The 12,497-nt window shown below is 72.1% G+C and carries 11 protein-coding genes and 1 pseudogene; 3 read left to right on the top strand and 9 right to left on the bottom strand.

Going from position 1 to position 12,497, the window contains the following annotated elements; genetic code table 11:
• Positions 1–8 precede the first annotated feature (8 nt).
• Positions 9–1,145, bottom strand: coding sequence for an L-talarate/galactarate dehydratase (locus ACZ6SA_RS12285; RefSeq protein ID WP_465828205.1), 1,137 nt, complete (start codon positions 1,143–1,145; stop codon positions 9–11).
• 5 nt (positions 1,146–1,150) lie between these two features.
• Positions 1,151–2,278: an L-talarate/galactarate dehydratase gene (locus tag ACZ6SA_RS12280; protein ID WP_465827854.1), complete on the bottom strand. Its 1,128-nt coding sequence runs from the start codon at positions 2,276–2,278 to the stop codon at positions 1,151–1,153.
• 108 nt (positions 2,279–2,386) lie between these two features.
• On the opposite strand from ACZ6SA_RS12280, the gene ACZ6SA_RS12275 reads away from it, so the two are divergent.
• Positions 2,387–3,238 (top strand): DUF72 domain-containing protein, encoded by an 852-nt coding sequence (locus ACZ6SA_RS12275; protein ID WP_465827853.1) that lies wholly within the window; start codon positions 2,387–2,389, stop codon positions 3,236–3,238.
• Between the two features lie 90 nt (positions 3,239–3,328).
• On the opposite strand, the gene ACZ6SA_RS12270 is transcribed toward ACZ6SA_RS12275, so the two are convergent.
• The 6 genes from ACZ6SA_RS12270 to ACZ6SA_RS12245 form a co-directional block, all read right to left on the bottom strand.
• On the bottom strand, positions 3,329–4,036 hold the full coding sequence (locus ACZ6SA_RS12270) for an alpha/beta fold hydrolase (RefSeq protein WP_465827851.1): 708 nt from the start codon (positions 4,034–4,036) through the stop codon (positions 3,329–3,331).
• A gap of 37 nt (positions 4,037–4,073) precedes the next feature.
• On the bottom strand, positions 4,074–4,916 hold the full coding sequence (locus ACZ6SA_RS12265) for a class III extradiol dioxygenase family protein (RefSeq protein ID WP_465827849.1): 843 nt from the start codon (positions 4,914–4,916) through the stop codon (positions 4,074–4,076).
• A 3-nt stretch (positions 4,917–4,919) separates the two neighbouring features.
• Positions 4,920–5,267: a hypothetical protein gene (locus tag ACZ6SA_RS12260; RefSeq protein ID WP_443151575.1), complete on the bottom strand. Its 348-nt coding sequence runs from the start codon at positions 5,265–5,267 to the stop codon at positions 4,920–4,922.
• A gap of 49 nt (positions 5,268–5,316) precedes the next feature.
• Positions 5,317–6,717: a syringate O-demethylase gene (desA, locus tag ACZ6SA_RS12255; protein WP_347642945.1), complete on the bottom strand. Its 1,401-nt coding sequence runs from the start codon at positions 6,715–6,717 to the stop codon at positions 5,317–5,319.
• Between the two features lie 254 nt (positions 6,718–6,971).
• Positions 6,972–7,649, bottom strand: a complete 678-nt coding sequence (locus ACZ6SA_RS12250; protein WP_347642944.1) for a response regulator transcription factor — start codon at positions 7,647–7,649, stop codon at positions 6,972–6,974.
• Complete coding sequence (locus ACZ6SA_RS12245) at positions 7,646–9,286, bottom strand: ATP-binding protein (protein WP_347642943.1); 1,641 nt, start codon at positions 9,284–9,286, stop codon at positions 7,646–7,648. Before ACZ6SA_RS12245 ends, ACZ6SA_RS12250 begins: the two co-directional genes overlap by 4 nt.
• A 411-nt stretch (positions 9,287–9,697) precedes the next feature.
• On the opposite strand from ACZ6SA_RS12245, the gene ACZ6SA_RS12240 reads away from it, so the two are divergent.
• A complete protein-coding gene (locus ACZ6SA_RS12240) occupies positions 9,698–10,597 on the top strand; it encodes a methylenetetrahydrofolate reductase (protein ID WP_465827847.1) in 900 nt (299 codons plus the stop codon).
• Positions 10,594–11,325, top strand: a pseudogene (locus ACZ6SA_RS12235) (formyltetrahydrofolate deformylase); the annotation flags it as partial. The gene ACZ6SA_RS12240 and the pseudogene ACZ6SA_RS12235, both read left to right, overlap by 4 nt.
• Positions 11,326–11,422: 97 nt before the next feature.
• Here the strand turns inward: ACZ6SA_RS12235 and ACZ6SA_RS12230 are convergent.
• Entirely contained in the window at positions 11,423–12,367 is a 945-nt protein-coding gene (locus ACZ6SA_RS12230; RefSeq protein ID WP_465827845.1) for an acyl-CoA desaturase, read from the bottom strand.
• Positions 12,368–12,497 lie beyond the last annotated feature (130 nt).

The raw sequence follows: 12,497 nt of genomic DNA, 5'->3' as shown, positions 1-12,497 counted from the left end.
GTGACAATCTACCCGCCCGCCGCGCGGAACTCGACGGCGTCGAGGCGCCAGGCCGCGGCCTCGTCCGCGACGCTGAGCCCGAGGCCGGGCCGGTCGGGGACCCGCATGCGGCCGCCCTCGATCGCGAGCCGCTCGTTGAACAGCGGCGACAGCCACTCGATGTGCTCGACCCAGGAGTCGCGCGGGTGCGCGGCGGCCAGGTGCACGTGGATCTCCATCACGAAGTGCGGCGCGACCTGGAGGCCGGCGTGGTCGGCCAGCGCGGCGACCTTGAGGTAGGGGGTGATGCCGCCCGCGCGGGGCACGTCGGGCTGGAGCACGTCGCAGGCGCGCAGGTCGACGAGGCGCACCAGGTCGGGGACGCTGGAGAGCATCTCGCCGGTGGCGATGGGGGTGTCGAGGGCGTCGGCGAGCCGGGCGTGCCCCTCGGCGTCGTACGCGTCGAGCGGCTCCTCGATCCAGACCAGGCCCAGCTCCTCCACCGCCCGCCCGAACCGCAGCGCCGAGTGGCGATCCCACTGCTGGTTGGCGTCCACCATGAGCGGCACGTCCTCGCCCAGGTGCTCACGCACCGCCGCCAGCCTGCGCAGGTCCTCCCGCATGTCCGGCTGACCGACCTTGATCTTGATCCCGCCGATGCCGTCCTCGATCGACTGCGAGGCCCGCGCCTTGACCTCCTCGATCGGGGCGTGCAGGAACCCGCCGGAGGTGTTGTACGTCCTGACGGAGTCGCGATACGAGCCCAGCAGCTTCGCCAGCGGCAGCCCCGCCCGCCTCGCCTTCAGGTCCCAGAGCGCGACGTCGATCGCGGCCAGGGCCTGCGTGGCCACGCCGGAACGCCCGACGGACGCCCCCGCCCACACCAGCATGTCGTAGATCCGGCCGACGTCGGACGGGTCCTGGCCCAGCAGGCGCTCCCCTGTCTCCTTGGCGTGGGCGTACTGGGCGGCGGTGCCGGCGCGGGTGGTGTAGGAGAAGCCCAGCCCGTCCAGGCCGTCGGCCGTGGTGACCTCGCAGGTCAGCACGTCGATCTGGGACAGCGGGCGCTGGCGTCCGGTGGCGACCTTGGCGTCGCTCACGGGGGACGGCAGGGGCACGGCGTAGCGGCGGAACCGTACGGACTCGACGCGGTCGCCCGGCGGCATCACGGTCACGCCCGCCCGAACTCGACGCTGTCGACCACCCATGCGCGGCACTGGTCGCTCAGCGTGAAGCCGAGGCCGGGCCGGTCGGGGACGATCATGCGGCCGTCACGGGTCTCCAGACGCTCGTTGAACAGGGGGTCGAGCCATTCGAAGTGCTCGACCCACGGCTCGCGCGGGTAGGCGGCGGCCAGGTGGAGGTGGATCTCCATGGCGAAGTGCGGCGCGAGGTGCAGGCCCGCGTGGTCGGCGAGGGTGGCCAGGCGCAGGAAGGGGGTGATGCCGCCGACGCGCGGCGCGTCGGGCTGGATGATGTCGGCGGCGCGCGCCTCGATGAGCCGGACGTGCTCGGCGACGCTGGAGAGCATCTCGCCGGTGGCGATGGGGGTGTCGAGGGCGTCGGCGAGCCGGGCGTGCCCCTCGGCGTCGTACGCGTCGAGCGGCTCCTCGATCCAGACCAGGCCCAGCTCCTCCACCGCCCGCCCGAACCGCAGCGCCGAGTGGCGATCCCACTGCTGGTTGGCATCCACCATGAGCGGCACGTCCTCGCCCAGGTGCTCACGCACCGCCGCCAGCCTGCGCAGGTCCTCCCGCATGTCCGGCTGACCGACCTTGATCTTGATCCCGCCGATGCCGTCCTCGATCGACTGCGAGGCCCGCGCCTTGACCTCCTCGATCGGGGCGTGCAGGAACCCGCCGGAGGTGTTGTACGTCCTGACGGAGTCGCGATACGAGCCCAGCAGCTTCGCCAGCGGCAGCCCCGCCCGCCTCGCCTTCAGGTCCCAGAGCGCGACGTCGATCGCGGCCAGGGCCTGCGTGGCCACGCCGGAACGCCCGACGGACGCGCCCGCCCACACCAGCATGTCGTAGATCCGGCCGACGTCGGACGGGTCCTGGCCCAGCAGGTTCTCCGCGACCTCCTTGGCGTGGGCGTACTGCGCGGGGCCGCCCGCCCGCTTGGAGTAGCTGAAGCCGGTGCCGCTGTGGCCCTCCTCCGTCGTGATCTCGGCGAACAGGAAGACGACCTCGGTCATCGGCTTCTGCCGGCCGGTGAGGACCTTGGCGTCGCTGACGGGGACGGCCAGCGGGAGCGTGACGGAGGAGAGCGAGACGTGGCGGATCTGGTCGGCGGCCATGGCGGTCCCAAGGGGTCGGCTTGCTGGAGTCGCTCGTCATCATACGAATCTGAAAGTCGTATGACAACATGGCCGCGGTGCGCGCCGGTCTCCGATAGCGTCGCGTTCATGCGGCTTCATGTGGGATGCGCGATGTGGACCCACGCGCGCTGGCAGGGACGGCTCCTGCCCGCCGGGCTTCCCCCCGCCGAGCGGCTGCGCGCCTACGCGACCTGGTGCGACGCGGTGGAGGGCAACACGACCTTCTACGCCACCCCGTCGAGGAGCACGGTGGAGTCGTGGGCCGCGCAGACCGGGCCCGGCTTCCGCTTCGTCGTCAAGCTGCCCAAGGCGATCACCCACGAGCGCCGCCTCACCGGCGCCGAGGAGGACCTGCACACGTTCCTGGAGGCGATGGAGCCGCTCGGGTCGCGGATCCACGCGCTCTGGCTGCAGATGCCCGGCTCGTTCTCGCCGGCCGACCTCGGCGCCCTCGCCGCCTTCCTGCACCGGCTGCCCCGCTCGCACCGCTACGCCGTCGAGGTGCGGCACCGCGCGTTCTTCGCGGACGAGCGGTCGCAACGCCTGCTCGAACGGCTGCTGGCCGGATTCGACGCCGAATGGGTGCCCTTCGACACCACCGTGCTCTTCCGGAGCCCGCCCACCAGCGACGCCGAGCGCGACGCGTGGGCGAAGAAACCGCGCGTGCCGCGCCGCACGCGCGCCCTCACCGCCCACCCGATCGTGCGCTACCTCGGCAGGGACGACGAGGCGCGCACGATCGACGGCTGGGGCCCGTGGGCCGGCACGGTGGCGGACTGGCTGCGCGAGGGGCGCTCGCCGACCGTGTTCATCCACACGCCGGACAACGCGGACGCCCCGGCGCTAGCCCGCCGCTTCCACGACGACGTACGCGCCCGCGTACCCGAGCTGGAGCCCCTGCCGGAGCCGATGCCCAGCGAGCCGCTGACCCTCTTCTGACCCGGTCGTGGCCGGTCAGCGTCCCGTGCAGCGCGTAGCGGCCGGACGCCATCAGGCGGCGACCGTCACGGGCCGCGTCAGAGGGCCGCGTCACGCGGCGGCGACCGCCAGCAGCAGCTCCGCCAGCTCGCCCGGCGCGGTGACCATCGCCTCGTGGCCGGTGGCGAGCTCGTGGACCGGCCAGCCGCGGGCGGCCGCCCGCTCGGCCTGCGGGGTGAACACCCGCATCCAGTCGGTGCACTCGATGAACGCCGCAGGCGCCTGCTCCCCCTTGCCGGTGAGCCGCAGCGGCTCGGTGTAGGTCAGCCACGGGTGCGGGGTGAGACGCGGGGTCAGCCAGTCGAGGTCGGCCTGCTCGGTGACGCCCAGGACGCCCAGCGAGCGCACGGGGATCAGCCAGCCGAACCCCGGCCCCGCCACCGACTCCCGGTAGTGCCCGGCCACGGTGGCGGGCAGCAGGTCGATCGCGGCCTCGCCGTCCTCGCCGACGAAGGCGTCGAGGTGCACGCGCATGGCCAGCCGCCCGCCGATCCGGTCGGCCACGCCCGTGACGACCTGCCCCGCGTAGCTGTGCCCGACGAGCACCACGTCCCGGGCGTCGTGGGCCTCGATGAGGGCGACGACGTCCTGGACGTGGGTGCCGAGCCCGACCTGCGGGTGCAGCACGTGCGCGCGGTCGCTGAGGCCGGTCAGGGTCGGGGTGTGGACCTCGTGGCCGGCCGCGCGCAGCAGCGGCGCCACCCGCCGCCACGCCCAGCCGCCGTGCCAGGCCCCGTGGACCAGCACGAAGGTACTCATGCGCGGACCTCCTCGTACGGGCGGGCGGCGAACCGGGTCATGCGTTCTCCATGACGATCATCCCGGCTCCCGTCATCGAGGCGGGTACGAAGTAGTGCCGGTGCCTGACCACGACCTCGGGGTCGAGCGCGCCGCGCATGACCAGCCACATGATCAGCTCGGCTCCCTCCCCGCCGAACGTCTCGACGTACTGTTCCCTGCTCCAGCCGGCGAGCGTGCCGGGATCGTGGGCGATGTCCTGGAGGAAGCGCCGGTCGGCCTCCGGGTTGACGAACCCGGCGCGGGCCCCCTGGAGCTGGTGGGACAGGCCGCCGGTGCCGAGCACGACGAACCTCTCGTCGCTGTCGTAGCTCTCGATCGCCCTGCCCAGCACCTTGCCGAGCGCGTAGAGGCGGTCGGGCAGCGGGATCGGGTACTGCAGCACGTTGACGAAGATCGGCACGACCTTCACCGGCCACGCCTTCACCGGCTTGCCCCAGAAGAGCTCCATGGGCACCTGCAACCCGTGGTCGACCTTGATCTCCTGGATGATCTCCGGGTCGAAGTGGTTGTCCACCAGGGTGTCGACCAGATGCCAGGCGAAGTCGGCCGCCCCCTCGAACGGGGGGATGGGCCGCGGCCCCCACCCCTCGTCGACGGGGTGGTACTCGGGGGCGCAGCCGACCGCGAAGGTCGGCACCCGATCGAGGAACAGCGCGTTGAAGTGGTCGTTGAAGACGACGACCGCGACGTCCGGCCGCTGCTCGCGCACCCACTCCTGGGCGGGCGCGTACCCGTCGAAGAAGGGTTTCCACTCAGGCGTGTCGCGCAGGCCCTTGTCGAGCGCCGCCCCGATCGAGGGCACGTGCGACGTTCCCAGCCCTCCGACGATTCTCGCCACGTCTCACACCTTCTTCCCGAGCCTGTCCCGCAGGAACGACTCGTGGTCCATGCCGGCCTGGTGGGCGCCGATCTCGGTGATGCGCACGGGATCGACCGCGGAGATCTTCAGGATGAAGAACAGGTTGCCGCCGAGGCGCACCATCTCCGTCCAGTCGCGGGACAACACCGCGGCCTTCTCCTCGTCGTTCAGCCCGAACCGGTCCAGGTAGGCCGGCTCGTCGGCCCGGAACGCCGCCCGGTTGGCCGGGTCGCCCAGCCCCATGGCCATCTTGTTGATCCGGTAGCCGAGAAACCGGCGCTTCTTGTCGAGGAGGGGGGTGTCGGGTATCCGGTCCGGTTCCCCGCCCATGGGTTTCTCCCTTGTCCCGGCAGTGCTCGACACGTCCGCGGCTGCCGGTTCAGGCCGAGGCCGCCCGCCAGCCGCCGTCCGCGTACACCTTGCGGGCCACCTCGGAGTACGGGACGGGACTCACGGTGGCGCCGATCTCGACCTGGCCGTGGCCCTCGACGGTGAGCTTGTTCGAGCCGCCGTCGGGCTCGCCCCACACCAGCGACACCTGGGCGCCGGGCTCGGCGTGCTCCTCGTCGAGCATCGCCAGGGTCAGCATCTTGCGCTCGCTGGCGCTGTAGCCGATCCACGTCGAGATCCCGCCCGGCTCGCCGTGCGCCTTCACCAGGTCGTACGGGTGCATCGCGTAGACCGCGGACGGGAACTCGAACCACTTCGCCGGGAGCCCGCGCTCGAGCTGGCTGTTGACGGCCTTGAGGAAGTCGGCGTTGTCCAGCGCCAGGGTGACCTTCTTGCGGTGCGGGCCGGCCGCCCTGGCCTCCAGCGCCTCGCGACCGACGAAGTCGTGGTCGAACTTCACGAACGAGCCGTAGCCGAGGTCCCACGGCGTCAGGTAGTAGTCCTCGATGTCGTCGGAGACGAAGCTGCCGCCGATGGACGCGGCGGCCTCGTAACAGGTGTCCGGCAGCCACTGGCGGTAGGCCTTGAGCGACTCACCGGTGTAGATCGCCGGCAGGGGCGAGGGGATCCAGCCGGACTCCAGCGTGTTGGTGGAGTAGGCGCGCCCGCCGACCAGCCGCATCCCGAACGCCTCGCCGGCCGCGACCAGCGCCTGGTGCACCTCCTCGCCCTCCGCCCAGGGCCCGAACAGCTCGTACCCCGGCTGCCCCGCCATGCCGTGACGCAGCGCGCGGACCTGCCTGCCCGCGATCGTCATCGTCGTCATGTGGAAGAACCTCAGCTCGGGCGCGGGCTTGCCGATCGCCTTCTCGATCACCTTGACCGCGTTCGGCCCCTGGATCTGGTACCGGTAGTGGGTGCGGTTGAACGGGTCGGGGCGGGCCGCCGAGCGCTCGTCGAGCGTGACCGTGACGTCATAGCCGCCGGTCTCGGCGTGGTAGCGCACCCAGTTGAGCGCGGGGATGCGTCCGACCAGGTTGAAGGTGCTCTCCGCCAGGTGGAAGAGGATGCCGTCGCCGATGACGTAGCCGTCAGGGGTGCACGGCACGAACTGCTTGGCGGTGTCGACGGGGAACCTCGCGAAGCTGTTGACGCCCAGGTAGGACAGCAGCTTCAGCGCGTCGGGCCCGTCGACCAGCAGCTCGGCCATGTGGAAGGACTGGTTGAACAGCACGCAGGTCTGCTGCCAGGCCAGCTGCTCGTCGCGCCAGTTCGTGTACTCGGGCGGAACCCCGGGATAGACGTTCGGCCCGGCCTGGAAGTTGCGCAGATGATCCGCCACGTTGGTCGGAACGCCGTTGAGAACGTCTTGGAGGCTCTTGCCGGACATGGGGTGTCTCCTTAACTGAGGGCTGCTCGCAGGGCGTCGCCGCGCGCGGGACGAGGGGCGCTTGGCGACGCGCGTGCGCCGGGCTCCGTGCACGTGGGCGTTCGCGGACGGCCTGGTCATCGCGGCCTGACCTGGATGTTACGCAGCCCCCGCCGGGCCGTGGATTGCGCAATTGACGGCACTTGAGGGGGTGCCGGTCCTAGGCCGTCTACGACAAGTGACGTAGGCCGCGGCCGGCCGTGACCCGCCGGCGCTCAGCGCGGGGGGTCGACCAGCCCTTCGCGCATGGCGACGAGCACCGCCTGGGTGCGCGAGTGCAGCCCGAGCTTGCCCAGCAGGTTGCTGACGTGGGTGCGCGCCGTCCGCTCGCTGATCACCAGCTTGGCGGCGATCTCGCGGTTGGAGCGGCCCTCGGCGATGAGGACGAGCACGTCGCGCTCCCGGCTGGTCAGGCCGGCCACGCCGCTGTGCGGGGAGCGCATCTTCTGGGCCAGCCGCCGCGCCACGGCGGCGTCCAGGTAGACGTCGCCGTTGGCGGCGGCGTGGATCGCGGCGGCGACCTCGGACGGCCCCGCGTCCTTGAGCAGGTAGCCGGCGGCGCCGTTGGCCAGCGCGGCGTGGATGCGCTCGACCTCGCCGAAACTGGTCAGGATGACCACGCGGACGGCCGGGAACCGTTTGACGATCTCGGCGGTCGCCTCGACGCCGTCCATCTTCGGCATCATGAGATCCATCAGCGCCACCCGGGGCAGCGGCTGCCGCCTGACCTTGAGCGACTCGAGGAGATCGACCGCCTCGCGGCCGTTGGCCGCCTCACCGGCGACCTCGACGTCCCGCAGGGCGTCGAGATAGGCGACGACGCCGCGCCGGACCACGGCGTGGTCGTCCACGACCAGGACTCCGATGGTGCTGTTGTCCGAGGGGAGGGTCATGGCTCCTCAGCGTTCTCGCGGGCGCTGGCGGCGGTGCCGGCGGTGTCGTGTGTACGGGCGAGCACCTCCCGGTGCAGCCCTGTCGGCAGCGAGGGCGGCAGCGGGAGCACGAAGCGCACGGTGGTTCCCTCGCCGGGGCTGGAGAAGACGGCGAAGTGGCCGGCCCACCGGCCGGCGCGTTCCTTCATCGCCGTCATGCCGAAGCCGCCCTCCTCCCCCGGCAGGTCCGCGTCCTGCGCCGGCAGGCCGCATCCGTCGTCGGAGACCTCGCCCGTCAGCCACCGCTGCGAGCGGCGTCCGGTCAGCCCCAGGTCGATGGTGACGCGGGAGCCCTGCGCGTGCTTGACGCTGTTGTGCAGCGCCTCGGCGATCATGCGGTAGACGTCCTCGCGGAGCTCGGACTCCAGGTCGTCGAGCTCGTGGTGCTGGTCGGTGATCGAGACGTGCACGTCGAGGCCGGTCCTGCCCGTGGTCGACTCGGCGAGGGCGTCGAGGGCCGCCGACAGCCCCTGGTCGTCGAGCGGGATGGGGTGCAGGTCGGTCACCATGGCCCGCAGGTCGCCGAGCACCGCCTTGGACACGTGCCCGAGCTCCCCGGCCACGCGCATCACGTACGCCGAGTCCACGACGGTGTCGCGCCCGGACAACATGCTGAGCGACTCCGCCTGCATGCCCATCGAGAAGACCTGCTGCACCACGGAGTCGTGCAGGTCGCGGGCCAGCCGCTGGCGTTCCTCGCGCCGCGCGACCTCCCGCTCGCGCTCCAGCAGCGCGGCGTAGTCGACGGCCTGTGCCGCCTGCTCGGCCATGGCCAGCAGGAAGTCGAGGGCGGTCCTGCCGATCTCCTGGCCTGGGGCGAAGAAGGCGTTGAGGATGCCCACGGGCTCGCCGCGCACCATCAGCGGCACGCTGGCGAACCAGTCCCACTCCGGCGAGCGCATGTAGTCCTTCAGCGCCCGCCACGCGGGGTTCGACATGATCGACGCGTAGCGGTTGGGCACGACGACCGGCTGCCGCGAGGTGAACGCGTCGATCATGCGCAGGTCCGCGCCGGCCTCCCGGCACTCGAGGAGCATGTCGAAGAAGTTGTCCGCCTGGCTGAACCCGGCGGTGCCCATGACCTGGAAACGTTCGCTGGTGGCGTTGACCGTCAGGATCTGCACTCCGGCCAGGGCGTCGGCCTCCAGCACCTCTTTCGCCAGCGCCTCCAGCGTGCTGCCCAGCGAGCGTTTGGCGGCCACCCGGCTGGCCGCGCTGGCGATCGCGGCGAGCCTGCGCTGGTGCCGCCGGCTCTCCGTGACGTCGCGGAACGCGACGATGCGCTCGTCGCGGCCGGGCAGCCGGCTGACGCGGAACGCGAACTCGCGGCGCGGCCCCGGCTCGGCCTCCCACACGGTGACCGTCTCGGCCCTGGGGTCCTCGCCGTCCTCGTCCGCGTCACGTGGCGGGAACGGGGACGCGGCGCCGGCGACGTGCGCCGCGTCGAGTCCGCAGAGCGACAGCGCCGCCGGGTTGGCCTGGACGAAACGCCCGTCGGCATCGATCACCGCGAGCCCGTCGGGCGTCTGCTCCAGCAGCGCTCCCGCGTCGAGCGGCCGGCGCCCGGCGGCCCGCCCGGACCTGACGTCGTCCACCATCGCCGGCGCCCTCCTCGCTGGTACGCCACGTCACCGATCACCATGATGCCCTCGTTCCAGGGCCACGGCACCATTTCCACCGGGACGGCCTGCGGGGATACGCCATTTGACGTAGGCGGCGGCTCCGCGGGAGACGCGGGGACAGGGCGGCGGGGGCCCGGTCACGCGCACTACGTCACTTGTCGCGTCACGGCCAGGACGAGCGCAGGCCCAAGTGCCGTCATCCGCGTCATCCCCCGGGCCGGGCCGGAACCTACCGTCTGTTGCGGATGCCGGTGCCCGGCGTCCGCGTACGCGCACGAGCGCGCCTCCCGCTCGGCCGCCTGCCCCGACGAAAGGTCCCCTCACCATGCCTCCTGCGGTTCCCGTCCCCACCGCCGACCGGGCCTCGTCCGAGAAGAGACCGGCACGATGAGCAGCCTGCGGGTCGGCGGCCCCGGCCCGGCGCCCGCGCACCGGCAGGCGCTCGCCCGGGCACTGAACGCCGTCAGCTACGAGATCATGCCGTTCCGCGGCACCGAGGACGCGGTGCTCGCCCACGTGCCGCGCACCATCCCGCTGACCGTCACCACGACCGAGGCCAGGGGCCTGGCGGCCACCGTCGGCCTGGCCCTGCGGCTGGCCGGCCACGGATACTCCGTCGCCCCTCACCTGGCCGCCCGCCAGGTCAGGGACGGGCGGCAGCTGGCCGACCTCGTCGCCCAGCTGCGGGAGGCGGGGATCGACGGCATCTTCGTGATCGGCGGCGACGCCGCCCAGCCCGCCGGCGGCTTCCCCGACGCCCTCTCCCTCCTGGAGGTGCTCGACGCGAACGGGCACCACTTCCGCCGGATCGGGATCGGCGGCTATCCCGAGGGGCACGGCAGCATCAGCCAGGACCTGATCGACCGCGCCATCGAACGCAAGGCCCGGTACGCCACCCACGTCGTCACCCAGCTGTGCTTCGACGCGCAGACCACGGCCGCCTGGGCCCGGCGGGTCAAGGGGCGCGGCGTGGACCTGCCGATCCACGTCGGCCTGCCCGGAGCCGTCAGCCGGCAGAAGCTCATCCGCGTCTCCGCCGGTCTCGGGCTCGGCCAGTCGGCCCGCTTCCTGACGAAGCAGCAGAGCCTGCTGTGGCGGTTCTTCCTGCCCGGCGGGTACAGCCCCGACCGGCTGGTCGAGCGGCTCGCCCCGCGTGTCGGCGCGCCGGACGGCAACCTGCGGGGGTTCCACCTCTTCACGTTCAACGAGCTCGAGCAGACCGAGTCCTGGCGGCGCAGGATGCTGGCCAGAGCCGGGCAACCCTCCGGCAGCCCGGAGCTCCCATGACCGCCGCGGCCATGGGACGGTCCGCCGGGCAGTGCGTCCTCATGCTGTCCTGCCCGGACACTCCGGGCATCGTGTACGCCGTCGCCGGGTTCCTCTTCGACAGGCGGTGCACCATCGTGCAGAGCCGGCAGTTCCACGACCCGGACAGCCACACGTTCTTCATGCGCGTGCAGTTCGCCCACGCCGGCGGTCTCGCGTTACCCGTGCCCGACCTGCAACGCGACTTCGCGGACGTCGCGTCCCGTTTCGGGATGACCTGGCGCCTGGGGGACGCCGACGAGAAGCAGCGCGTGCTGATCATGGTCAGCAGGTTCGGTCACTGCCTCGACGACCTGCTCTACCGCGACTCCGTCGGGGAACTCAACCTCGACGTCGCCGCCGTCGTCTCGAACCATCCCGACCTCGGGCTGCTGGCCGGCAACTACGGTGTGCCGTTCCACCACATCCCGGTCACGCCCGGCGCCAAGCCCGAGGCCGAGGCCAGGCTGCTGGAGATCGTGCAGGACGCGCGCGTCGACCTGGTGGTGCTGGCCCGCTACATGCAGATCCTCTCCCCCGGGCTGTGCGAGCACCTCGAGGGCAGGGCCATCAACATCCACCACTCGATGTTGCCCAGCTTCAAGGGCGCGCGGCCCTACCAGCAGGCGTACGAGCGCGGCGTCAAGCTGGTCGGCGCCACCGCGCACTACGTCACGGCCGACCTCGACGAGGGGCCGATCATCGACCAGCAGATCACCCGCGTGGACCACTCGCTCAGCGCGGACGAGTTCGTCGCGCTGGGGCGGGAGGACCGCCCGCCGTTCCGCTCCCGGGCCGACCCCGTGCTCACCGGCGGGCTGCACGGCGGGCGACCACGCGGGCGGGATCCGGCCAGCGTACGGAGTGCGCCCAGCCCGCGCGCTCGAACCAGCGGATCAGCCGCGCGCTCGGGTCGAGCTGCCCCTTGAGCACCCCGTGCCGGGCGCAGGCCGGCTCCACGTGGTGCCAGTTGTGCCAGCCCTCGCCCAGCGTCAGCATCGCCACCCACCACACGTTCGACGAGCGGTCCCTGGCAGGGAACGGCCGCTCGCCGAACGTGTGCGCGACGGAGTTCACCGACCACGTGACGTGGTGCACCACCGCGTAGCGGACCAGGCCGCCCCAGAAGAAGGCGGACCAGGCGCCCTCCCACGACATCGACCACAACCCGCCCGCCGCGGCGGGCAGCGCGAACGACAGCACCACGACGGCCGGGTAGGCGGCGTCGAAGCGCCGGACGTCCGGATCGGCCAGCAGGTCCGGCACCCAGTGGCGCCTGCTGGAGCGCCGGCGGGCGGTGAAGAACCAGCCGACGTGAGCGTGCGCCATGCCGCGCAGCAGGGCCAGGCCGTCGTCGCCGTAACGCCACGGCGAGTGCGGGTCACCCTCGCGGTCGGCGTACTTGTGGTGGCGCCGGTGCTCGGCCGCCCACAGGGAGACGGGACCCTCGACGGCCATGCCGCCGGCGAACATGAGCGCGACCCGCAGCGGCCTGCGGCACTTGAAGGCGCGGTGGGTGAACAGCCGGTGATAGCCGATGGCGATCCCGAAGATGCTCACGAGGTACATCACGACGGCGATGACCAGGTCACGCGGGCCGATGCCCCACCCCCACACGGCGGGAACGGCGACGGCCAGGAGCAGCACGGGAAGCACCACGAGGACGACCAGGTAGACCGCTCGGCGGCCGGTGGTGAGCGTCACCGTCTCCGAAGTGCCCGAGCCCGCCGGCGGGGTGGGTGACGCGTTCACAGTGCCTCCGTGATCGGTGCGGACGACAGGGCCTCCCCATTGATGACCGGGCCGCGGGGGCTCGGGCAATGGCCTGGAAGTGACGAGCCCGTCACCGGCAGGAGTCAAAACACTCCGCACGGTAGCAGCA

This window comes from Nonomuraea sp. NPDC049378, assembly GCF_055586745.1.
The sequence above is the reverse complement of the archived record's forward strand: the minus strand, read 5'-3'. Positions and strand labels throughout refer to the sequence as shown.